The 21,861-nt window shown below is 61.1% G+C and carries 18 protein-coding genes; 8 read left to right on the top strand and 10 right to left on the bottom strand.

Going from position 1 to position 21,861, the window contains the following annotated elements; genetic code table 11:
* Positions 1 to 160 precede the first annotated feature (160 nt).
* The 3 genes from RUI03_RS03905 to RUI03_RS03895 are packed head-to-tail and all read right to left on the bottom strand — an operon-like array spanning position 161 to position 2,485.
* Entirely contained in the window at positions 161 to 619 is a 459-nt protein-coding gene (locus tag RUI03_RS03905; RefSeq protein ID WP_317288981.1) for a hypothetical protein, read from the bottom strand.
* An 11-nt stretch (positions 620 to 630) separates the two neighbouring features.
* Positions 631 to 1,482 (bottom strand): division plane positioning ATPase MipZ, encoded by an 852-nt coding sequence (locus RUI03_RS03900; RefSeq protein WP_317288980.1) that lies wholly within the window; start codon positions 1,480 to 1,482, stop codon positions 631 to 633.
* A 31-nt stretch (positions 1,483 to 1,513) separates the two neighbouring features.
* On the bottom strand, positions 1,514 to 2,485 hold the full coding sequence (locus RUI03_RS03895) for an SPOR domain-containing protein (RefSeq protein ID WP_317288979.1): 972 nt from the start codon (positions 2,483 to 2,485) through the stop codon (positions 1,514 to 1,516).
* Between the two features lie 64 nt (positions 2,486 to 2,549).
* Between RUI03_RS03895 and panC the strand changes: the two genes are divergently transcribed.
* Positions 2,550 to 3,434, top strand: a complete 885-nt coding sequence (gene panC, locus RUI03_RS03890) for a pantoate--beta-alanine ligase (RefSeq protein ID WP_317288978.1) — start codon at positions 2,550 to 2,552, stop codon at positions 3,432 to 3,434.
* On the opposite strand, the gene RUI03_RS03885 is transcribed toward panC, so the two are convergent.
* The gene (locus tag RUI03_RS03885) at positions 3,418 to 4,344 is read right to left on the bottom strand and encodes a DUF817 domain-containing protein (RefSeq protein WP_317288977.1); all 927 of its coding nucleotides are present in this window, start codon (positions 4,342 to 4,344) and stop codon (positions 3,418 to 3,420) included. The two genes, panC and RUI03_RS03885, sit on opposite strands and share 17 nt — an antisense overlap.
* Before the next feature lie 138 nt (positions 4,345 to 4,482).
* Here RUI03_RS03885 and RUI03_RS03880 point away from each other — a divergent pair, with 138 nt between their 5' ends.
* Together RUI03_RS03880 and RUI03_RS03875 are read left to right on the top strand one after the other, a co-directional pair.
* Positions 4,483 to 5,955: a nodulation protein NfeD gene (locus tag RUI03_RS03880; protein WP_317288976.1), complete on the top strand. Its 1,473-nt coding sequence runs from the start codon at positions 4,483 to 4,485 to the stop codon at positions 5,953 to 5,955.
* 32 nt (positions 5,956 to 5,987) lie between these two features.
* Positions 5,988 to 6,746 carry a slipin family protein gene (locus RUI03_RS03875; RefSeq protein WP_317288975.1) on the top strand — a complete coding sequence of 253 codons (759 nt, stop codon included), beginning with the start codon at positions 5,988 to 5,990 and terminating at the stop codon, positions 6,744 to 6,746.
* Positions 6,747 to 6,771: 25 nt separating this feature from the next.
* Here RUI03_RS03875 and RUI03_RS03870 read toward each other — a convergent pair whose 3' ends face one another.
* From RUI03_RS03870 to RUI03_RS03860, 3 genes are read right to left on the bottom strand one after another with little or no spacing between them, the layout of a single operon-like run.
* Positions 6,772 to 7,548, bottom strand: a complete 777-nt coding sequence (locus RUI03_RS03870) for a class I SAM-dependent methyltransferase (RefSeq protein ID WP_317288974.1) — start codon at positions 7,546 to 7,548, stop codon at positions 6,772 to 6,774.
* A 16-nt stretch (positions 7,549 to 7,564) separates the two neighbouring features.
* Positions 7,565 to 9,844 (bottom strand): phosphoenolpyruvate--protein phosphotransferase, encoded by a 2,280-nt coding sequence (gene ptsP, locus RUI03_RS03865; protein WP_317288973.1) that lies wholly within the window; start codon positions 9,842 to 9,844, stop codon positions 7,565 to 7,567.
* A gap of 6 nt (positions 9,845 to 9,850) precedes the next feature.
* Entirely contained in the window at positions 9,851 to 11,077 is a 1,227-nt protein-coding gene (locus tag RUI03_RS03860; protein ID WP_410795914.1) for an aspartate kinase, read from the bottom strand.
* Between the two features lie 256 nt (positions 11,078 to 11,333).
* On the opposite strand from RUI03_RS03860, the gene ubiG reads away from it, so the two are divergent.
* The gene (gene ubiG / locus RUI03_RS03855; protein WP_317288971.1) at positions 11,334 to 12,083 is read left to right on the top strand and encodes a bifunctional 2-polyprenyl-6-hydroxyphenol methylase/3-demethylubiquinol 3-O-methyltransferase UbiG; all 750 of its coding nucleotides are present in this window, start codon (positions 11,334 to 11,336) and stop codon (positions 12,081 to 12,083) included.
* A gap of 7 nt (positions 12,084 to 12,090) precedes the next feature.
* Here ubiG and RUI03_RS03850 read toward each other — a convergent pair whose 3' ends face one another.
* On the bottom strand, positions 12,091 to 14,175 hold the full coding sequence (locus tag RUI03_RS03850) for a ComEC/Rec2 family competence protein (RefSeq protein WP_317288970.1): 2,085 nt from the start codon (positions 14,173 to 14,175) through the stop codon (positions 12,091 to 12,093).
* A gap of 144 nt (positions 14,176 to 14,319) precedes the next feature.
* Here RUI03_RS03850 and gltX point away from each other — a divergent pair, with 144 nt between their 5' ends.
* Entirely contained in the window at positions 14,320 to 15,720 is a 1,401-nt protein-coding gene (gltX, locus tag RUI03_RS03845; protein WP_317288969.1) for a glutamate--tRNA ligase, read from the top strand.
* Positions 15,721 to 15,838: 118 nt separating this feature from the next.
* Complete coding sequence (locus RUI03_RS03840; protein ID WP_317288968.1) at positions 15,839 to 17,128, top strand: citrate synthase; 1,290 nt, start codon at positions 15,839 to 15,841, stop codon at positions 17,126 to 17,128.
* A gap of 48 nt (positions 17,129 to 17,176) precedes the next feature.
* On the opposite strand, the gene RUI03_RS03835 is transcribed toward RUI03_RS03840, so the two are convergent.
* Positions 17,177 to 18,019: a class II aldolase/adducin family protein gene (locus RUI03_RS03835; protein WP_317288967.1), complete on the bottom strand. Its 843-nt coding sequence runs from the start codon at positions 18,017 to 18,019 to the stop codon at positions 17,177 to 17,179.
* A 107-nt stretch (positions 18,020 to 18,126) separates the two neighbouring features.
* Here RUI03_RS03835 and RUI03_RS03830 point away from each other — a divergent pair, with 107 nt between their 5' ends.
* Both RUI03_RS03830 and RUI03_RS03825 read left to right on the top strand, forming a co-directional pair.
* Entirely contained in the window at positions 18,127 to 18,906 is a 780-nt protein-coding gene (locus RUI03_RS03830) for an NAD kinase (RefSeq protein ID WP_317288966.1), read from the top strand.
* A gap of 157 nt (positions 18,907 to 19,063) precedes the next feature.
* Positions 19,064 to 20,857, top strand: a complete 1,794-nt coding sequence (locus RUI03_RS03825) for an EAL domain-containing protein (RefSeq protein ID WP_317288965.1) — start codon at positions 19,064 to 19,066, stop codon at positions 20,855 to 20,857.
* Here the strand turns inward: RUI03_RS03825 and RUI03_RS03820 are convergent.
* Positions 20,854 to 21,837, bottom strand: a complete 984-nt coding sequence (locus tag RUI03_RS03820) for an NAD(P)/FAD-dependent oxidoreductase (RefSeq protein WP_317288964.1) — start codon at positions 21,835 to 21,837, stop codon at positions 20,854 to 20,856. The genes RUI03_RS03825 and RUI03_RS03820 overlap by 4 nt on opposite strands.
* Between the last annotated feature and the right edge of the window lie 24 nt (positions 21,838 to 21,861).

Here is a 21,861-nt window from a genome sequence, read left to right as displayed (position 1 = left end):
CCCGTCCGGTTGAGCCTAGGTGCGATAGCGTAAAAATTAGGGAAATCTGCTCCGTAAAATGATCGTCGAATAAGCGTTTAAAGAGGCAAAATTCGAATCTTTTTCAGGATACAACGCGGCAGGACGTCTATTGATCAGATAAATACGTACAAAGCTGAAACTATTTGAGCAGCACATCCCGCGCTTCATTCACTTTCGATGCCAGGTAATCAGAGCCGCCACTGTCCGGATGCGCCTTTGCAATGACCCGCCGATGGGCCTCTCGCACGAGCGCGGCATCGGCTGTTGCAGGCAGGCCCAGCACGGCCAGCGCTTCTTCGCGGCTCATCTGACCTTGCGCAGGACGCGATGGTGGGGTCGAGCGATGCACCGGTTCGTCGTCAATGTCCTGAAAGCCGTCATCGAGCATCTTGCTCTTGAACCACCCGATGCCGAACAGCGTCGCACCGATAATGGCCACGCCAACCCCGACTGGAAACAGCTTCCACGCCATAAGGGCCGCGGCCAGGGCAGCAAAACCCATCCCCTGCGCCATCTGCCGGTCGGCGCGGGATCGCGTGCCGCCGGGCAGCGTGAACAGGAAGCCCGCCGCAGCGGCAATGAGGAATAGCCATGCCATACGGCAGGAGCTTATGCGGCTTCTCGCCGTTCCGCCAGTTGCGGCAGGCGCAGCGCCGCAATAAAGCCGCGCACCTCGGACCGCGCGGCCAGATGGCTCATGGAGCCAAACTTTCGGGGGGAGCCGCGACCACCAAGGTCAAACAGCGTCATGCCGTTGGTGAAGAGTTCCCGATAGATAACCCGCTCACCAAAGCCCCGGGCCTGACGGAACTGCACCCGCTTCGACAGATCCTCGATCCGGTCGGCCAGCGCCACCTTGTTCAGGGATCGGGTGGATTGCACGCGGTTACGCATGACCAGCCAGTCGATGCCGCCCATCACGCCGGCGGCCGCGCGCTGTTGCCGGGCATTCCAGACGAGCTCGGAATAAAGGCTTGGGCCAAGGATCTCGCCATTTTCAGGATCGATGCGGGCCAGCATGTCAAAGTCGACGAAGCTGTCATTCAGCGGCGTCACGATCGTGTCGGCATGAGTGTGCGCCAGACGGGACAGATGCGTGTCGGCACCGGGGGTGTCGATCACGAGGAAATCACAATCGGCAAAATCCATCAGCGTGCGGCTGAATTCTTCGGCCTCGAGCTGCCTGGCTGTATGCCGGCTGTCGTGCTGTGAGCCGTGGATCGGCAGAAACTTCGGCATCGGCAGTTCTTCGAGCGACAGCTCCTGCGCCACGCCCCACTTCGCGCGGTTTTCCAGATAGCGCCAGAAGCTCTTCTGGCGCAGATCGAGATCGACCGCGCCCACACGGAAGCCCGACTTGAGCAGCGCGACGGTCAGGTGCATGGCGACTGTCGTCTTGCCAGAGCCCCCTTTTTCATTTCCCACGACGATGACGTGAGTTCCGCGTTGTGATGGCGACATAGCCGTTAGCCTCTGTAAGAACGGGCGTCTTCTAAAGAACCGGTGTGCCCTTGAAGGGCATCACCTTGCAGTATTCATCGCGGGATTCGAGCCGATCGCAAAGCTGTAGCGCATCATCGGTGGTCTCGAACGGTCCCACGAGGAGCCGGATAAAGTCCCCCTGCCCCGGAATGGTGACGGCGTCACCCTTCGCTTTATACACAGAGAGGACATCGGAATGACGGTCCTGCAGGATGTGCCATCCCGTCACGACATTTTCCACGTCGCGATAGGAGGCCAGGTGCACGCCGTAGCCCCCTGTTGCCGAGCGGGGCGGCGGCGGTGCAATTTCTTCAACCATCGGCATCACCGAATTGAGCTGACCTGCGAAATTGCTGCCGGCCGATGCCAGGCGTTGCGGTTGAGGCTGGGGCGATGACGCCCCAGTTGGCGGGTTGGCCTTGGCCCCGCGGAGATCACGCGACGGTTGTGGCGTCTCCGCCACGGGTTTTGCGCGTGGCGAGCGGCTATCTGTCACGGGAATTGGATCGAAAGCATCAAGATCGGCGGCGCTGTCCCAGCTGGCTGCGCGAACGGGTGGCGCGGCAGGAACGCTGGCCGGCTCCTCATCGACATCAAACATCGCCATGTCTTCGTCCGTGAACGCCAGCTCTTGCGGTTCTTTGGGCGCAAGATGAGTCTCGGCAGACATTTCCGGCGCGTTATAGGCCGATGATTGCTGCTCTCGCGCCACGACCGGCAAGCGATCAACCGCTGACGGCGCGACAGCCTGCTGTTCAACCGGCTGGGGCGTTGCCACAGGTCGTGGCCGGAACGTCGCATTGTCGCCAATCTCAGGCGCGTCATAGGCTGGCCGCATCAGTGCGGCCGGCAGAAGTTTGGGCTGACTGACGGCGCGCTCCGGCGGCTGGACCACCGGGGCCTCGGCCGTGGCGCAGGCGGCCAGCCCCACCAAGCCGGTCAGGGCCATCAAAGCATTGCAGTTCACGAGCGACTCTTTCATAGCCTCGGACCGTTAACCTTTTTCGTTTACGAAGTGTTTACAAGCACAACCAGCAAGGTGCCGCATGACATCAACTGCCGCCATCGCCATTGCACGCGATCCGGGAAGCCTTGCCACTGTTCTCGCGCCTTGGCGAGAGTCAGGCTGTAAAATCGCCTTCGTCCCGACCATGGGGGCCCTTCACGACGGGCATCTGTCCCTGATCCAAGAGGCGCAAGCGCGCGCAGATCGCGTCGTGGTCAGCGTTTTCGTCAATCCAAGACAATTCGGACCCAATGAAGACTTCGGCACCTATCCGCGGACTGAAGACGAGGATGTCGCAAAAATCGCGCGGGCCGAAGGTGATGTCGTTTATCTGCCCAGCGTCGAGGTCATGTATCCCGCCGGCTATCAGACGAGCATCAATGTGGGCGATGTGCCCGTGCCGCTGGATGGCGCGTCCCGTCCAGGGTTCTTCGATGGCATCGCCACCGTCGTCACCAAGCTGTTCAACCAGGTGAAGCCGGACCTCGCCGTCTTTGGTGAGAAAGATTTCCAGCAGCTTCTCGTCATCCGCCGCCTTGTTACAGATCTCAACCTGCCCATCGAGATTATTGGTGCACCGATCATCCGTGAAGCGGACGGCCTCGCCATGTCGAGCCGTAATCGCTACCTGTCCCCTGAGGAGCGGCAGATCGCCGGGCACCTGAACCAGATCATGCGTTCGACCCTCGCCCGACTGGCGGAGGGCGAGCCTCTGGACGACGTCCTCTCCGGCGCGCGCGATGATCTGGAAGCCTGTGGCCTGGCCCCGATCGACTATTTCGAGCTGCGCCGGATACCGGACCTGAGTGCGGTCTCGATTGCTCGCCTGTCGGCCACAGAACTTGGCAGTGTACGGCTGTTCGCGGCCGTCATGCTCGGCCGGACCCGCCTGATCGACAATATGGGTTTTAACGTTCCGCGTTGAACCGCGACGGCAGGGCCCCCAGCGGCAGGATCGGGTTGCCAGCGTGCTGGTCATCAAGCCGGCGCACCGGGCGATGCACCAGCGTTACGAGAACCCACGAGATGATCATGAGCAAAAACCACGAGCCGAACTTGGACGGGGACACCATGGTCCATGTCTCTGCCTGATCCGGATAAACCCACGTCCGGGTGATCGTGCCTACGTTCTCCGCCAGCCAGATGAAGAAGGCGACAAGCGAGAAGCCGACAAGCATCGGCATCTCGTGATGCCACCGCCAGACCCGATAGACCGCCCTCGTCCGCCAGAACAGGACAATGGTGTAGCCGAACAGCAGCCAGCGCAGATCCCACACATAGTGGTGGGTGAAGAAATTGACGTAGATCAGCACCGCCAGCGGGATCGTCCATCGCCGCCTGGGGTAGCCTGGAAAGCGCAGGTCAAACACGCGAATCACCCGCGCAATGTAGGACCCGACTGCCGCATACATGAAACCGGAAAAAAGCGGCACATCACCGACCCGCAGCAGGCTGGGTTCGGGGTAGACCCATGAGCCGGCGCCGGTCTTGAAGACTTCCATCACCGTACCGACGATATGGAAGACCAGAATGACCCGGCCCTCAGCCAACCGTTCCAGTCCAGTCAAAAGGAAGACCAGCTGTATGCCGATCGCATAGACAAACAAGGCATCATAGCGGGCGATCGGGCTGTCCGCCGGCCACCACAGAGCAGAGGCGATGATGCCGGCCACCATCAGGCCGCCAAAAAGACAGGCCCAGGCCTGTTTGATGCCGAAGACGATAAATTCTGACAGGGCGAAGACGAGCCAGCGCGGCTGAAAGCGTGTCGCGGCCGTCTCGACCGGTGGCAGGAGCCGGCCGAGGACGGCGTCCACGCGCGTGCAATCGCTCATATTTTCCTCCCGTCCATCAACCACGCCGCCACGCTGCCGATCAAAGAAGGCAAATTTAGGTGCGTTATGGCGCACCCATCGCGCCATTGTAGTGTCAGGACCCTGTCTCTATGTTAACCATAGGCAGGGAGATGAGTGATGCAGAAAAACCGTTTGGCCCTTTGGGGCGGTATGATTGTCACCGCACTGGTGATGGCCGTCATGTCCACCCTCCCCGGCATCGCACAGGACGCGCAGAAGCGCGGCACCATCCTGACCCTCGACGGTCCGGTCACGCCGCCGGCCGCTGACTATCTCAGCCGCGAAATCGCTGCCGCTTCAACCCGCGGTGAAGAGGTCATCATTCTGGAAATCGACACGCCGGGCGGCCTCGTCGATTCCATGAAGACAATCATCAAGTCGATCCTTGCGTCTGACACCCCCGTCGTCACCTATGTCTATCCCCAGGGGGCAAGGTCGGCGAGTGCCGGTCTCTACATCATGTATGGCAGTCACGTGGCCGCGATGGCGCCCTACACCAATACCGGCTCGGCCACCCCAATTCAGATGGGCGGCACAGGCGAGGAAGAGCCGACACCCGTGCCGACAGACGGTGAGGAAGATGCTCCCAACAGTGAGATGACAGAGGAAGACGGTGACGAAGCGCCGGTCGACGTCTCCAACGAAGCCTCCATGCGCGGCAAGATCATCGAAGATTCGGTTGCCTATATTCGCGGGCTGGCGATTGAGCGCGGCCGCAATGCCGAATGGGCGGAAAAGGCCGTCCGTCCGCCATCCGCAAGCATCACTTCCCGCGAAGCGCTGGAACTGGGTGTGATCGAAATCGTCGCCGAGGATCTCGACGATCTGATGGCGCAGCTGGATGGTCGCACCGTGCAAACCGCGTCGGGCGAAAAAACATTGTCGACCGCCGACGTGCTGCTGACCCGCATTGAGCCCACCATGCTGGAGAAGGTGTTCGGCTTCTTTGCCAATCCCAATGTCGCGGCGATCCTGTTCACGCTGGGGACAACGGGCCTGATTGTCGAGCTGTGGAACCCCGGTTCGGTGTTCCCCGGGACGGTTGGTGCGGTCTCGCTACTCCTCGCTTTCTACTCATTCCAGGTCCTGCCATTCGATCAGCTCAAACTGGGGCTAATGATCCTCGGCATGGTGCTTATCGCAGTGGAGATATTCACGCCGACATTCGGATTGGTCGGTCTGGCCGGCATATCGTTATTTGGCTTCGGGCTTTACACGCTGTTCCCGGAAGATCTGCGCGTGAATGAAGGGCTGCTCGCCGGTTCGATCATCGCCATGGGCATCCTTCTGGTCACCGTCGCCCTCGCGGTCATCCGCTCGCGCGGGCATGGCCCCCTCATCGGTCAGGAAGCGATTCGCCGCCGGGAAGGCCGGGTCGAAGATTGGGATGCTGACACGGGCGAAGGGTTTGTCATTGTCGATGGCGAACGCTGGCGTGCCCGGTCCAAAGAACCGCTGCAGCCTGAGGAGCGGATCCGCGTGGTCGATGTCGATGGCATCGTGCTGATCATCAAGCGCGCTGCCGCTTCCGGATCAGGGGCCAGTCGCCTCCTTCAATCCTTCCGTCCCCAACGCAGCGCCAATTCATAACGGCGACATCGATCGCTTCTGGAGAATAGACCATGTCCTTTGAACTGTTACCGGTCGCCATCCCGCTCGTCCTGTTCCTCGTCTGGTTCCTGAGCTCGATCTTCAAGATCCTGAAGGAATATGAGCGCGGCGTCGTCTTCACCCTTGGCCGCGTCTCCAAGCGCGGCATCGGTCCGGGTATCGTCATCCTGATCCCCGTCGTGCAGCAGATGCGCAAGGTGGATATGCGGACGCTTGTCCACGATGTGCCGAGCCAGGACGTGATCTCTCGCGACAACGTGTCGGTGAAGGTGAACGCCGTCATCTATTACCGCGTCATCGATGCCGTCCGTGCTGTGGTGCAGGTCGAGAATTATCAGACCGCGACAAGCCAGTTGGCCCAGACCACCTTGCGGTCCGTCCTCGGCAAGCACGAACTGGACGAGATGCTGCAGGAGCGGGACAAGCTGAACAAGGATATCCAGCACATCCTTGATGAGCAGACCGAGGCCTGGGGCATCAAGGTTGCGAATGTGGAGATCAAGCATGTCGACGTGGACGGATCAATGATCCGCGCCATCGCCCGTCAGGCCGAGGCCGAACGCGAACGTCGGGCCAAGGTCATTCTGGCCGATGGTGAATACCAGGCCTCGACCAAGCTTGCTCAGGCGGCAGAGGTCCTTGCGACCTCACCCGGCGCCATGCAGCTGCGCTATCTCAACTCATTGCAGGAAATTGCGTCGGACAAGACGAACACGATCGTGTTCCCGTTCTCTCCTGACGAGATCGCCAGCAAGCTGCTCGGCAAATAGGCCACGCCGCAAGAGGGCGGCCGGATCACCCCCCGGTCGCCGGTCGTCCCACAAGGATCAGTCGGTCCGAGGGGTGTAGGCGTTGCGCGGTCGCCCTTGGCTCGTCATCGGCAAAGGCGTCGTAAAGACTGGTTTCCAGCCCCGCCATTCCGATACGCGCGCGAAAATCATTGAGCGCGTAGAGGCGCACGAAGGATTTGTCTCCGAACCGCGCAATGCGGTCTTCTGGCGCGATGATCTGGGAATCCTCATCCGTCAGGCGCCCATCATCCGTGTACGGCACCTGCACCACGATCATTCCACTTGGCGCCAGCACCCGGCCCAGTTCGATCAATGCCCGCCGGTCATGGGACACACGCTGCATCACATCAGCACAGACGATCAGGTCGAATGCGCCGTCATTGAACGGCAGCTTGAGAAGTTCAGCGGAGGTGTCGCCATGCACCGGCCCCTCCCGCTCACGCCAAGGCGTAACGGTCGTAACGTTGTCCTTCGCGAGTTTTCCCAGCCAGTTGGCTTGCCCCTCCCGCCACCGGACGTGCAATACGGACGCTGGCCGTCGGTCCCGCACGAACCGTTCGACATAGGCGAAGAGCAGCCGCTCGCGACTGTCAGCAGAACAGGACGGGCACAGATCATTCTCTCGCTGCCCAAGGCCCACAACGCCGTCCGTGCTGAAACCCGGCGGAACTGTGCCCGATGCCTCGAACGCTCCGGACGGCTGGCCACAGATGCAGCAGCGATCCTTGGAAGGAGGCGCTGGCTTTTTCGCGAAAAGGGCTCGCCACCAGCTCAGGGCCATAGCGACACCCACCATGTCAGGCGAGGTCGAGGCCCGCCTTGCGGGCGTAATCGACCAGAGCTGGCCTCAGGCTGGCGCCGCCCTGCTCCAGCAGCGGATCGAGAAACTCGCCGAATTTCCCGACGTCGAGACTGCGGATCATGCCTTTGAGCGGACCGACACCCCCCGCCGATACGGACAGTCGATCCACGCCAAAGGCAATCAGACACATCGCCATGTAGGGGTCCGCCGCCTGCTCACCACAATAGCCGATCGGTACACCGACGGATTTCACGCTGCGAATAGTCTCTCGCAGGAAAGACAGGAAAGACGGCAACAGCGGATCATAGCGCGAACTCACCAACTCTGTTTCGCGGTCGGCAGCAAAGAAGAACTGCGCCAAATCATTACCGCCGATGGACACAAAATCGCACGCCGCGGCAATATTTTTCGCATCCCAGGCCGCCGATGGAATCTCAATCATCGCGCCCATGGAAATATTGGTGGGCAATGGCGCCCGCTTCTGGTGCCGGGCAACTTCCTTCTGGATGATGCCCTTGGCCAGTTCGATTTCCGACGCCGTGGTGACGAGCGGCAGCATGAAATGCAGGTCGCGACCGCTGGCCGCGGATAGCAGCGCCCGGATCTGGGTGCGCATCAGGCCTTCGCGGTCCATGGTCATCCGCAGGCCGCGCCAGCCCATGGCCGGGTTGGCCTCCTGCGGAATATCCATATAGCCCGCCCGTTTGTCCGAGCCGATATCGGCTGTACGGAAGATCACCGGCCGGCCTTCGGCCGCGTCCAGCACCTGTGAATAAAGCGCTTCCTGTGCTGCCGCCGTGGGCAGGCCGCGCCCCAGGAGGAACTGCAGCTCCGTCCGGAACAGGCCGACGGACTTGGCGCCGGTGTTTTTCAGCTGTGCCATGTCCAGAAGAAGGCCAGCATTCATCTGGAGCTCAACGGGCACACCATCAGCGGTGATGGAGGGGGCATCTTTTTCCGCATTGAAGCGCGCGAGCGCCTGGGACCGCAGCTGTGCCCGCGCATCAAAGCTCTCAAGAACGTCCGCTGACGGACGAAGGTGAACCTCGCCCGTACCGCCATCAAGAACGATCGTGTCGCCCGGCGCGGCCTTGTCGACCAGATCCTGGACCCCGGCCACCATGGGCACGCCCATGGACCGCGCGACAATGGCCGCATGCGAAGTTGTGGCCGCTTCCGCCAGCACCAGACCCCGCAGCTTTGAACTGTCAAGTTCAAGAAGTTCCGCCGGACCCAGCGAGTCGGCGAGGAGGACAGCGCCTTCGGGCAATTGGGCGTCGGCCGTCTCACCTGAGAGCGCCCGCATCAGACGCCGGGACAGATCATCAAGATCGTGGAACCGTTCACGAAGATACGGATCCGTCACCTGCCGCATGCGCGCGCGGTTTTCTTTCTGCACCTGCTCGACAGCCGTTTCAGCGGAAAGGCCGGACAGGACCTTTTCCTCAAGCCGGCGCACCCAGCCCTTGTCGTAGGCAAACAGGCGGAAGACCTCGAGAACTTCCTTGGACGGACCGATCTGCGCCTTGTCCGAAGCGACCATGTCGTCAACGGACTTTCGCACCGACGCGACCGCTTCTTCGAGACGGGATTTTTCCTCGGCGACATTCGAGCCGAATGTCGGATGGGCCCGGATGACCGGGTCACGCCGCACGACAATACCAAGGGCAATGCCCGCCACAATCGGCGTGCCCATGGCGTGATCAGGCTTGTGCAGCAGCGCCTCGACATCCTGCCGGTCGCGCTCCTCCAGCAGCTCACCCGTCGAGACAATTTCCGCAAGGATCGTGGCGACCGTCTGCGCGACGTCTACTTCTTCTTCGGAAAAATCACGGAACGCCGCGTTCTGGACAACGAGCACCCCCAGAACCTGGCCCGACCGGATGATCGGTACACCGAGAAACGCATTGTACGGATCTTCGCCCGTTTCCTCACGATAGGAAAAGGCCTCATGAGTCTTGGCGTCGCGCAGCTTGATCGAGCGCCGATGCGTCGCCACCCAGCCGACGAGACCTTCATTGATCCCCATACGGGTATTATGAACGGCGCTGCGGTTCAGGCCTTCAGTCGCGAACAGTTCGAGGACATCATCGGAGCGCCGGACATAGATCGAGCAGACATCCGCCACCATATTGGCCGCGATGGACGAGACCAGCTTGTCGAGCCGCGCCTGGGGCGCGGTCTCTTCGGCCATGACTTCACGGATACGCTTGAGGAGGCTCCTCGGCGTTGACCGCATGCGCGGTTCGTATCCGGTATCGCTGGTGGGCGGCATGAAAGCCTATCGCACCTCACCCAGGGAAAAGGCGTCGTGCAAGGCCCGCACAGCCAGTTCGGTATATTCGCTGGGGATCAGCACGGAAATCTTGATTTCCGACGTGGAGATATTCTGAATGTTGATCGACCGGTCCCCCAGCGTCTTGAACATCTTCGCCGCAACGCCGGAATGGTCATTCATCCCTACGCCAATGATCGACACCTTGGACACGTTCTGATCGGCGACGATATCGGAAAACCCGATCTCGTCCTTGTACTCTGCCAGTACGGCCAGAGCGCGCGCAACGTCGCCTTCCTTCAGGGTAAAGGACAGGTTGGCGGCTTCGCCGGTCCGGGCCTGGCTCTGGACAATCATATCAATGTTCACCTTGCCGTCCGCAAGGGCAGCAAAGATAATGGCGGAGCGGCCAGGAATGTTCGGCACACCCAGCAGGCTGATCTTGGCTTCGGCGCGGCTCGGCACCACGGCGGAAACGACACGGCGTTCCATGATGTCATCCTCATCAACAATAATCGTACAGGCGGCCTTTTCGCCGGGCTCGCACAGACTGGACAGTACGCGAACCTGCACGCCATGATTCATGGCGAGGCCAACACTTCGGGTCTGGAGCACTTTGGCCCCCTGCGATGCCATTTCGAGCATTTCTTCAAAAGAAATACGGTCGAGGCGACGCGCGTCAGGCACGATGCGTGGGTCCGTTGTATAGACCCCATCCACATCGGTATAGATGTCACATCGCGCCGCATTGATCGCAGCGGCGAAGGCAACCGCGGTGGTGTCAGAGCCGCCACGGCCCAACGTCGTCACGCGGCCATCAGCCGTCACCCCCTGAAATCCTGCGACAACCGCCACCTCACCCCGTTCAAACGAGGTTTCGAACGCCGTCGCATCAATATCGATAATCTCGGCTGAACCGTGAGTGTCATCGGTCACCAGCGGCACCTGCCATCCGGCGAAACTGCGCGCGGGAATTCCCTGGCGCCGCAGAATGATCGCCAGAAGCCCGGCGGTCACCTGTTCTCCCGTCGACACCACGGCATCGTAATCCGCCGTACGAGACACATCGCCCCGACCCGCCATTTCCGTCAGGCCAACGAGGCGATCGGTTTCCCCCGCCATGGCCGACAGATTGACCACCACCTTGTAACCATCCTTGCGTGCCGCGATAACGTGGCGAGCCACGCGCTCGATACGCTCAACAGTCGCCACGGACGTCCCACCGAATTTCATCACCAGGCGATCAGCGTGAGGTGAACGGTCGCGTAGCGACAAGGATGCGTCTAAAACACGCACAACATCTTCCTTCGTCTCCATCAAAGAGCAGCCTAGCTAAGGGATGACGTCCACCACCGCAAGCGGTGACGGGCCGAAGGATAAATTACTTTTGGAACGTTTTTGCTCAGCTTTTGGCATAAACGTCTATTTTAGACAGCTTGAGGACCAAGGATCGGTTCCAGCTATCACGAGACGAGAGGAAACGGGCGAAATGACCGGCCAGACGACCATCGACCCAGCAGAAGTCGACAAATTTTCGAAGATGGCGGCCGAGTGGTGGGACCCAACCGGCAAGTTCAAACCGCTGCACAAATTCAATCCCGTGCGCCTGACCCTGATCAAGGATCGGATCTGCGGGCATTTCGGCCTAGATCGCACGGCGAAAAAGCCGCTGGAAGGTCTCCGCCTGCTGGATATCGGTTGTGGCGGCGGCCTTGTGTCCGAACCCATGCGCCGCCTTGGGGCGACGGTGGTCGGCATTGATGCGGCAGAGCGAAATGTGAAGACGGCCATGGCCCATGCGATGGAGCATAATGTCGACATCGACTATCGCCACACGACCGTTGAAGATCTGGTGGCCAGCGGCGAAGCGCCGTTCGATGTCGTTCTCAATCTTGAGGTTGTGGAGCATGTCGCCGATATCAATCTGTTCCTTGGCGAGTCGGCCGCCCTCGTGAAATCGGGCGGCATGATGGGCGTCGCGACGATCAACCGGACCGCCAAGGCCCTGCTGACCGCCAAGATCGGCGCAGAATATGTTCTTCGCTGGTTGCCGCCGGGTACGCATGATCCGCGCAAATTCGTCAAACCATCCGAAGTCCGCAAGGCGTTGGAGACAGCGGGTCTGAAGATCGAGAGCCTGAATGGTGTCAGCTATCAGCCCTTTGCCGATGCCTGGAAGGTGACCGAAGACATGTCCGTCAACTACATGATGTTTGCGAGCCGGCCGCCCCTCGCCTGATCTTGCATCAGCCTCCAAGGCCCGTGGACGGTGAGGAGCGTGTGCCGTGCGTCCACGGACGGTTGCCGCGATAGTCATTCACCGTCCGGACCTGCAGGCCCTTTGCCGATGCCAGCACGCTGACCGGTCCGGTTCGCGACACGCTGTCGGCCGTGAACAGAAGCGCGCGGCACGAGCGACGCAGGCCGCGCTCTTCCCACAGGACGGCGATGACCACATCATCTTCGCGGCAGGCCAATGCAGCCGCCTCGGACGTCGTGGCCACGCTCAGTCGATACGGCCCCTCCATTTCGGCCTGACAGCGGTCTTCCCGACACAGATCCGTCAGGGCGGACAGCCGGGCGTCGGGATCAAGGCCGAAATAATGCCGCCACTGGGTCATGGCGAAGCGTTCCCGGCGACGATTGGCGACGTGGAGCGTCTGCACCGCTGGCGGTCTGAAGCCGACATTCGCCGCTTCCTCGGCGACGAAGAGCACAGGTCGCGGCGTCATCCATACAAGGAGGAAAGCAACAGGTAGCGCCGCCGCACTGGCCCAGCGCCAGGGCGCGCGCAGCAGACAGAGCGCGAGTAGCGCGCCTACCAGTAGGACAAAGGCACTGCCCGGCCATTGGGGCACGAGACCAACCGCATGGGGCAGCGCGGCCATTTTCCCGGTAATTGTCAGCACGACTTCAATGGAGGTCGCCGCCACCCACCAGAACGGTCCGTCCAGGCCGAACGGCATGGCCATCAGTCCAAGGACGGCGACCGGAATGACCGCCGTTGTCACGATGGGCATGACAAGAATGTTCGTCGGCAGACCAAAATGGGCCACCCGGTGAAAATGAAAGATGGCAAAGGGCGTCGTGGCCAGGCCGGCGATCAGGCTGGTGGTGCTGAGCCCCCCAAGAAATAGTCCGGCGCGCGACAGGAGACCGCGCCGCGCCCGTCGTCCTTTATGGTTCCAGGCAAGATAGGTCGCGGTCAGCGCTGTGACCGCTGCAAATGACATCTGGAACCCGGCCGACATCGCCGCCTCTGGCCGCATGACCAGAATGATGATGGCGACGAAAGCCACGTTCCGCAGGCTGATGGCCTGTCGGTCGAACAGGATGGCGCCAAAGCTGATGACCGCCATGATATAGGCGCGCTGGGCTGACCAGGCGCCGCCCGACAGTGACAGGTAGACTGTCCCGCCCAGCAGCGCCGCCACCGCTGCCCATTTGCGCACCGGATAGTATAGCGCCAGCGCCTCAATCCGTACCAGGACGGTCCTGACCCCGAAATAGATAAAGCCGCAAACGAGACCCATATGCAGGCCGGAAATCGCCAGAAGGTGCGCGAGGCCCGTATCCCGCAACTGGTCAACGATGTCAGGATCGATCCGCTCCCGCTGGCCTGTGACAAGGGCAGCGAGAACGGGGCCGTTCCGGTCGCCTGCTTTCTCGATAATGCGATCTGCAATACGCGTTCTGAGATCGTCGATGTGGGCGGCCAGCGGCGGTCGTTCGGGTCGCCACATCGTTCGCGATGGCGTGACAGAAAAGCCCACCGCGCCTATCCGTTCAAAGAACAGTTGCCGCCCATAATCAAAGCCGCCGGGCAGTGCCGGTGCCGGCGGCGGTGACAGACTGGCGCGGAAAGACACAAGGTCTCCCGGTCGCGCTTCCCCCGGCCACCCGCGCCTCGTCACCCGGATCAGATGGGGCAATGTCTCGCTCGGCATACCGCCGATACGGGTCGTCCGGACGGTCCAGCGCTGGGAGCCTGGACGCTGCTCTATCCGTTCCAGATAGCCCTCAACCGGCAGGATGTCCGTTGTCTGCATGATCATGGGGGCCGTCACTGACATTGTCCTGACCTGCGCCAGCGCAAATCCCAATATCAACATGAAGACGGCCCGGGCCCACCACGCCGCAACGCCCCAGCGCCGCCTGAGGGCAAAGACGGACAGCGCCGCTGAAAAGACGAGACCGACGCCTCCCCACTGGAAAGCCGGCTCTTGGGGAAGCGAGAAATAGACTGCGATGCCGACAATCATGAAGACCGGCGCCCACAGAATAAGCCTGCCCGCTTCCATCACCGCCCATCTCGCCAGGCGTTCCCTCATGCCCACCCCTGTCACGTGAAAGGAGAGATACTATCGCGCTGGCGAACCGCAAATAATAGCATTTATCGCAGTGGGGGCCGGTCCCTTTTCAATTCCGCCGGTCCCGCTTAGGACCCTCTCACTTTCCAGACCGAAGGAGCCGCCATGGCAGACCGCCAGCGTATTGTGACGCGTTTCGCCCCCTCACCCACCGGCTATCTGCATATCGGTGGCGCGCGGACCGCGCTGTTCAACTGGCTCTATGCCCGTGGGGCTCAGGCGGCACCCGGCTCACAATTTCTGCTGCGTATCGAGGACACCGACCGGGCGCGTCACAATGCCGACGCGGTGAAGGCCATCACGGACGGACTGACCTGGCTGGGCCTCGACTGGGATGGTGAGCCGATCAGCCAGTTTGAGCGGGCGGAACGCCATGCTGAGGCCGTGCGATCCCTGCTCGACACTGGCCATGCTTATCGATGCTGGCTGGCCGGTGATGAGCTTGAAGCCGCCCGGCAGACAGCCCGCGACAGCAACACACGGTTCACGAGCCCCTGGCGCGATCATACCGGACCGACACCCGATGGCCCCTATTCAGTGCGGCTCAAAGCCCCGTTGGAGGGTCACACCGTTCTGCAGGACAAGGTTCAGGGCGAAGTGAGCTTTCCCAACCATGCCCTTGATGACATGGTTCTTTTGCGGTCCGACGGCACGCCAACCTACATGCTGGCCGTGGTGGTCGACGACCATGATATGGGCGTGACCCACGTCATTCGCGGCGATGATCACCTGATCAATGGTGGTCGCCAGAAGCAGCTATTCGACGCGCTGGGCTGGGACCTCCCGATATTCTCCCACATCCCGCTGATCCATGGCGAGGACGGCAAGAAGCTGTCGAAACGTCACGGTGCGCTCGGGGTCGAGGCCTATCGCGATCAGGGATATCTGCCCGAGGGGGTGATGAACGGGCTGTTGCGCCTTGGCTGGTCCCATGGGGATGACGAGATCATACCGCGCGAGCAGGCCCTGAAGCTATTTGACCTTGGCGGGATCACAAAATCCGCTGCGCGGCTCGACCCTGAGAAAATGGCCGCGACAAATGCCTACTATCTGCAGCAGATGGAGGACGGTGCGTTTATCGACGGGGGCGTCAAGTTTCTGCCCAAGGGGCCGTCAGACGCGCAGATGGAGCGACTTTATCGCGGTGCACCCCAGTTGAAGGAGCGCTGCCGGCTTCTCTCGGACCTTCCGGACGCTGCCGCCTATCTTCTTGCCGCTCGGCCGCTCGACATCACCGGAAAGGCGGCAAAACCGCTGAAACAGGGTGGCGCCGATATTATCCTTAAAGACATTAGCAATAGGCTTGGCGCTATAGGGTCGTGGCAGGCGACAGTTATCGACCAGGAGTTGCAGGATTATGCAGCAGAACGGTCGCTGTCGTTTGGTAAGATTGGCCCGCCTATCCGGGCCGCAGTCACCGGCGGACACCCTTCGCCGGGCTTGGGCAACACTCTTTACGCGTTGGGGAAAGAGGAAACGCTCGCGAGACTTGCGGACCAGATTTGAAAGACTATTGTCGCGACGCACAATTCGGTGCGGCAAACGGCTGTTGGCCCGTTCGGGCGGACAGCTATATGTCGCAGTACGATAAAGCGAAGACCATATTTTTGGATGGAGCGATAAGATGGAAAGTAAACTAAAACAGTCCGGTGCGGTGAGCCTCGACGGTGTCGAGTTCCCGGTCTACTCGGGCACCCACGGCCAGGACGTCATCGATATTCGCTCGTTGGGCAAGCAGCTCGACAAGTTCACCTTCGATCCAGGATATACGTCCACTGCATCCTGCGAGAGCCAGATTACCTATATTGATGGTGACGAAGGCATTCTTCTGTACCGCGGCTATCCGATCGACCAGCTTGCCGAGCAATCTGATTTTATCGAGACAGCCTATCTGCTTTTGCACGGTGAACTGCCAACGCCCGACGGTCTGACCGATTTCCGGGACAACATCACCTATCACACGATGGTGCATGAGCACTTCAAGAATTTCTTCAACGGCTTCCGCCGTGATGCGCACCCGATGGCCGTGATGTGCGGTGCCGTTGGCGCCCTGTCCGCTTTCTATCACGACTCAACCGACATCCACGATCCAGAGCACCGCAATATCGCCGTGCACCGGATGATCGCCAAAATGCCGACGATTGCGGCCATGGCGCACAAATACAATGTTGGTCAGCCTTTCGTCTTCCCACGGAACGATCTGAGCTACACTGAAAACTTCCTGCAGATGTGTTTCTCCGTTCCCGCTGAAGAATATGAGATCAACAAGATTGCCGCCTCGGCACTCGACAAGATTTTCATCCTGCACATGGACCACGAGCAGAACGCGTCGACCTCGACAGTGCGTCTCGCCGGCTCCTCCGGTGCGAACCCGTTCGCGTGTATCGCTGCCGGCATCGCCTGCCTATGGGGCCCTGCCCATGGCGGCGCCAACGAAGCCGCCCTCCGCATGCTGATGGAAATCGGTACGGTTGACCGGATCCCTGAATACATCAAGCGCGCCAAGGACAAGGACGATCCATTCCGCCTGATGGGCTTTGGGCACCGCGTCTACAAGAACTACGATCCCCGCGCCTCTGTGATGAAAAAGGCGACCAACGAAGTGCTTGACGCTCTTGAGCTGAAAGATCCGATCTTCGCCGTGGCCAAGGAGCTGGAGCGCATTGCGCTGGAAGACGAATATTTCGTCCAGAAAAAGCTCTATCCGAATATCGACTTCTATTCCGGTATCACGCTGCGGGCGCTCGGCTTCCCGACCGACATGTTCACGGCCCTCTTCGCCCTGGCCCGGACCGTTGGCTGGATAGCCCAGTGGCAGGAAATGCTGTCAGACCCGAACCAGAAGATCGGCCGTCCACGTCAGATCTATACCGGCGCAGCCCGTCGCGACTTTGTCCCGATGAACCAGCGCTGATCACCAGTCGCAAGAATGACGAAAGGCCGGGATTGATCCCGGCCTTTTTTATTGATCCCAGCCCGGATTATTCCGCGCCAATCGGCGCAACAGACCGGGCCAGAGCAGCCGATCGCCAATACCGGGGACAAAGCCCGGCGCCGCCTGGCTGGCAACCAACGCCGCCATCTTGGCGTTCTCCTGTGTCAGGCGCTTGCGTTTATCAGCTTGCGCAAGAATCTGCGTCTCACAGGCCCGCTCCAGAAAATACATGCGCGCAAAAGCGATACCGCAATTGGCACCGAGCGTCAGCGTACCGTGGTTCCGCAGCAACATGCAGTTCTTCTCGCCCAGGTCCTCGATCAGGCGCTCACGCTCATCAAGGTTGAGCGCAATGCCTTCATAGCCGTGATAGGCAAGGTCATCATGTACCACGAGCGCAAACTGAGTGTAGCGTTTCAGACCGTCTTCCTGCACTGAGACCGCGACACCATACGGCGTGTGCAGATGAAGGACACAGATGGCGTCATGGCGCGCAGCATGGACGGCGGAATGGATCGTGAACCCCGCCGGATTGGCCGCATAGGGACTATCGGTGATCTTGTGACCATCCATATTGATTTTCAGAAGACTGGATGCGGTGATTTCTTCGAACAGCAGTCCATACGGATTGATCAGAAAGCGCGGCTCGCCATCTTCATCGGGTAACCGATGCGAGATGTGGGTGAAGATAAGATCATCCCATCCGAACAGGGCCGCCAGCCTGTAGGTTGCCGCCAATTCGCACCGGATACGCCACTCTTCATCGCTGACCTGCCCTTTCAGGCTGGGCAGATCGCGGGGGTCGAGCGCGGGGCCGGTCAGCCCCGTTGACATGGCCGGCTGGCTTGTGGCGGTCGTGGATCCGTCCATCGTACAGGTCTCCATTGGTGCACTGTGTTCGCCTGTATGAACGTAGGCCGCACCATCGTATCGACCAAGCCCCTATCCGCGGCACGGCATATCTTTTAAGAGCGGGCATGAGCGATAAACGAGCCACCGAGAAGCTGCATTTCGCCGCCAGCGACCGCCCCAAGGCGCAAGAGGCGCGTGCCGAGCTGGTCAAACGATATGGCGATGTGGACCGCGATGAAGCGGATGTCATTGTTGCCCTCGGCGGTGACGGCACTCTTCTCGAAGTGCTCCGCCACACCATGCCTGATCCCAAACCGATCTACGGGATGAATTGCGGCACGGTCGGCTTCCTCATGAACGAGCATCGCCTGTCTGATCTTCGCGACCGCATTGCCGTCGCGGGCCCGGTGGTGATCAACCCCCTGCGCATGAACGCGACCGATAGCAGCGGCCAGAGCCATGAGGCCATGGCCTTCAACGAGGTCGCATTGTTGCGGGAAACCCGCCAGACGGCCCGGATCAAGATCCGCGTGAATGGACAGGTGCAGATGGATCAGCTGATCTGCGATGGCATCCTGCTCGCCACACCGGCGGGTTCAACGGCCTACAACCTCTCGGCCCATGGGCCGATCCTGCCCATTACATCGAACCTTCTCGCACTGACCCCGATCAGCCCATTCCGCCCGCGCCGCTGGCGCGGTGCACTGCTGCCCTACGAAGCGGCGGTGGAATTCGAGGTGCAGGACGCCGATTTTCGAACCGTCGCGGCGACTGCTGACAATATCGAGATCCGGGATGTGGAGCGCGTGAAAGTGGCCATTGCCGATGATATTGAGCTCTGCCTGCTGTTCGATCAGGGGGCAGGTCTGGAAGAGCGAATCCTCGAGGAACAGTTCCAATACTGACGCCTTGTGGAAAAAACTGGTTTTCTTCAACGCGTTAACGCTATAATTCGGCCTTAATCGGTGGGCAACTCGCCGTGGACAGGGGTGGACCTAATGTTTTAGGCGCCATTAACAAATTGATTGTTATGGTCACACTTCCGGAAAAGATGGGTGGAGAATGAGCGCTCGTGCCGTTCGTCTGACTAGAGTCGACATCGACAACGCACTGGCGAACGCCCATCTGGAAACCGTTTTCCAGCCTATAAAGTCGTTCGAGGATGGCAGCCTTCTGCGCCATGAAGTCTTCGTGCGCTGGGACCATCCGGGTCTTGGCAATCTGCCGCCCGGCGCGTTCATCCAGTTTTTTGAAGCCCAGGGCCGTATCGGCGAGTTGACCCGCTACGTCCTGCAACAGGCTGTGGACAGTTTTGTGAAATGGGACGGCCGCGGCGAAACCGGCCTCTCGATCAATCTGGGGCTCAGCGATCTGACCGATCCCACCCTGCCAGCGGATATCGAGGCGTGCCTGCACAATGCCGGCGTCCCCGCCAGCCGACTGGTTCTGGAATGTCCACCGATATCCCCTGAAATGATGTCGCTACAGCAGCTGGATCATTTTGAGCGCCTCGCCGCCACAGGCTGTGAACTGGCGCTCGAGGTCCGCACGCGTGAGACAGCGACGATGCAGGCGCTGGAGCCGTTTCCGTTTCAGGAGATCAAGACCGGCGGCAACCACATCCTGCGCTATGCGCGGTCCAGCCGCGGCGGTCCGGGCCTGTCCGCCCTGTCCGAGCTGATCGAATTTGCCCAGAGCAAAGGCGCTTGCGTTGTGGCCGTCGGTATCGAAGATGATGCCACCGCCGCGGCGCTGAAAGCGGTCGGCTTTGACGCGGGTCAGGGTCAGGCGCTGGGGCGCGCGGGTCCTCTTGGCGGCGAAGCCCCTGACACCGACGATACCGCCTCCACTACTGACCCCGCCCCAACGGCGGAGAAGCCAGCGACCAAGCCGCTCGACCTGAAAAAGGCAGAGACCGCCCGTGATACGGCAACGGAGAATCGCCGCGCCCGGATCGTTGCAGCCAAGCGCGCCGCCCTGCGCCGCTTCCATGCTGCGCAAGAGGCGCAGAAAGCCGCCGAACGGGAACTGACCGAACAGCAAGAGCGTGCTGAGGAACGCCGCGCCGCCATGCTCGCCGCCGATTCCGCACGCCTGTTGCAGCGTCGCCTGGAGCAGAACTTCGACGCGAGCCCGCTACTGGCCGGAGATGGCACTCCCATGACCAGCGGCTTCGACCAGGCGGCACCCGGCATCGCCGTGACCACCAATTTTGCCGACGGCCTGCGCCTTGATGGGTATGGGACGACGCTTCGCACCACATTGAGCTCTGTCGTCGCGGGCGCCGTGGCCAAGAACACGGCCGTCCAGCGTGTCCGCTCCATGACGCCAGCATCGGGAACGCCGCAGGAGTGCCCTGTCCGCTCCCTGATGGATGAGTTGCCGCTCGAACTGCGCGATATGAGCGATCTTTTGCGTCACAATGCGGCCCCTGATGTCGAGGCCCTGTCCACCGATATCGTCGAAGCGCCTGTGGCCGTCGAGCCGGCACCGGACACAGCCCCTGACGAGAGCGATACCGACAATGGCGACAGCCACGGCTTTTCCGAGCTGGACCTTGCCTGCCCCGTGGAAGCCGCCATCGACGAGGCCGGACTTCCGGACCTGACCCATGAAGAGGCCGAGCCCGTCATGGTAGAGGCCGCCGCCGAAGAGCCAGTTGTCATGGCGCCGCTGGTGGCCGATCGTCCGGACCACGCTTCAAATGCGGGTGATGACAGCGATGACGACCGTGACGATCAGCCCGCGGCCATGCCCAGCTGGCTCAGCCGCCGCTATCGCATCACTCATTTCTGGCCACGGTCATGGAAACGCGCCTGGCGTCGGCGTCAGGCCCGCCGGGCAGAAGACATCTAGAACTGGTCTTCTGTCAGCAGGCGGACGAGCCGGTCGGTGACAATCGGCGTCAGAAGAACGCCGTTACGGTCCAGCCCCAGACCGACATAGAGATTTTCAACGTCACCATCACGACCGATGCGCGGCTCACCGCCGCGAATCCCCGGTCGTTGTCCGTCGAAAATGGCCGTGACCTGTCCATCCACAAGGGCAGGAAACAGCTCACACCCCGCCTGCCACAGATCATCAAGGCGATTGTCTTCGCCGTCCGCCGTCTCTTCGGTCGCCCCCAGATAGAGAGAACCATCCGCCTTTGGGCAGAGGTATATACTCCCTGTACGGATAACATGATCGAGCCCATGATCCGGCAGGGCGATTCGGTATGCCCGCCCCCGAACAGGGACCATCAACGCCTGCAAATGCGGGACGAGTGCGGCGCGCGCACCAGTCGCGATAACTACCCTGTCCGCCAGCATGGGGGTGCCATCATCGAGGGACACGCCCCGGCAAACGCCGCCTTCGGTCACCAGCGCGTCCACTTGGCCGATATGGGATGCCACCCCCGCACGCTCACAGGCAATCGTCAGCGCGGTCAGAACACGGCGCGGATCCACCTGTCCCTCATGGCCAAGACATACCGCCTGCGTACCTCGGATCCCTTCCGGTAAGGGGATGTCGACCGCTCCCGGCAGGGCGCCGGGCGGAAAGTCGATGCCGATGATGCCGTTGCGACGATAGTCAATGTTCTGATCACTGGCCGCCATCAGATCATGCGCAAAGACGTCCCAATATGCCAGACTGTCTTCAAGCAGCGCGTGCAGCGCAGGGACCGCGCGGTCATGCAGGGCCTCAAACGCAGGCGCGAGCATGCCTGCAGCGGCCGAACTGGCCGCTGCCTGCCCATCAGTGACGAGGGCTACATCGTGGTGCGCTGCCATCCGCCAGGCCAGGGCCCGGCCGACAAGGCCACCGCCAACGATGAGTAAAGAAGGTCTGGACATAAGCGAACGCGCTTTTGCGTCGCT

Source organism: Parvularcula sp. LCG005, from assembly GCF_032930845.1.
GTDB lineage: Bacteria > Pseudomonadota > Alphaproteobacteria > Caulobacterales > Parvularculaceae > Parvularcula.
This window is presented reverse-complemented; position numbering and strand designations above follow the sequence as displayed.

What these genes read in the sequence shown, in the direction of transcription:
- RUI03_RS03905 (WP_317288981.1), bottom strand. Translation starts at nt 619, where the DNA reads ATGGCATGGCTATTCCTCATTGCCGCTGCGGCGGGCTTCCTGTTCACG.
- RUI03_RS03900 (WP_317288980.1), bottom strand. Translation starts at nt 1,482, where the DNA reads ATGTCGCCATCACAACGCGGAACTCACGTCATCGTCGTGGGAAATGAA.
- RUI03_RS03895 (WP_317288979.1), bottom strand. Translation starts at nt 2,485, where the DNA reads ATGAAAGAGTCGCTCGTGAACTGCAATGCTTTGATGGCCCTGACCGGC.
- panC (WP_317288978.1), top strand. Translation starts at nt 2,550, where the DNA reads ATGACATCAACTGCCGCCATCGCCATTGCACGCGATCCGGGAAGCCTT.
- RUI03_RS03885 (WP_317288977.1), bottom strand. Translation starts at nt 4,344, where the DNA reads ATGAGCGATTGCACGCGCGTGGACGCCGTCCTCGGCCGGCTCCTGCCA.
- RUI03_RS03880 (WP_317288976.1), top strand. Translation starts at nt 4,483, where the DNA reads ATGCAGAAAAACCGTTTGGCCCTTTGGGGCGGTATGATTGTCACCGCA.
- RUI03_RS03875 (WP_317288975.1), top strand. Translation starts at nt 5,988, where the DNA reads ATGTCCTTTGAACTGTTACCGGTCGCCATCCCGCTCGTCCTGTTCCTC.
- RUI03_RS03870 (WP_317288974.1), bottom strand. Translation starts at nt 7,548, where the DNA reads ATGGCCCTGAGCTGGTGGCGAGCCCTTTTCGCGAAAAAGCCAGCGCCT.
- ptsP (WP_317288973.1), bottom strand. Translation starts at nt 9,844, where the DNA reads ATGCCGCCCACCAGCGATACCGGATACGAACCGCGCATGCGGTCAACG.
- RUI03_RS03860 (WP_410795914.1), bottom strand. Translation starts at nt 11,077, where the DNA reads ATGAAATTCGGTGGGACGTCCGTGGCGACTGTTGAGCGTATCGAGCGC.
- ubiG (WP_317288971.1), top strand. Translation starts at nt 11,334, where the DNA reads ATGACCGGCCAGACGACCATCGACCCAGCAGAAGTCGACAAATTTTCG.
- RUI03_RS03850 (WP_317288970.1), bottom strand. Translation starts at nt 14,175, where the DNA reads ATGAGGGAACGCCTGGCGAGATGGGCGGTGATGGAAGCGGGCAGGCTT.
- gltX (WP_317288969.1), top strand. Translation starts at nt 14,320, where the DNA reads ATGGCAGACCGCCAGCGTATTGTGACGCGTTTCGCCCCCTCACCCACC.
- RUI03_RS03840 (WP_317288968.1), top strand. Translation starts at nt 15,839, where the DNA reads ATGGAAAGTAAACTAAAACAGTCCGGTGCGGTGAGCCTCGACGGTGTC.
- RUI03_RS03835 (WP_317288967.1), bottom strand. Translation starts at nt 18,019, where the DNA reads ATGGACGGATCCACGACCGCCACAAGCCAGCCGGCCATGTCAACGGGG.
- RUI03_RS03830 (WP_317288966.1), top strand. Translation starts at nt 18,127, where the DNA reads ATGAGCGATAAACGAGCCACCGAGAAGCTGCATTTCGCCGCCAGCGAC.
- RUI03_RS03825 (WP_317288965.1), top strand. Translation starts at nt 19,064, where the DNA reads ATGAGCGCTCGTGCCGTTCGTCTGACTAGAGTCGACATCGACAACGCA.
- RUI03_RS03820 (WP_317288964.1), bottom strand. Translation starts at nt 21,837, where the DNA reads ATGTCCAGACCTTCTTTACTCATCGTTGGCGGTGGCCTTGTCGGCCGG.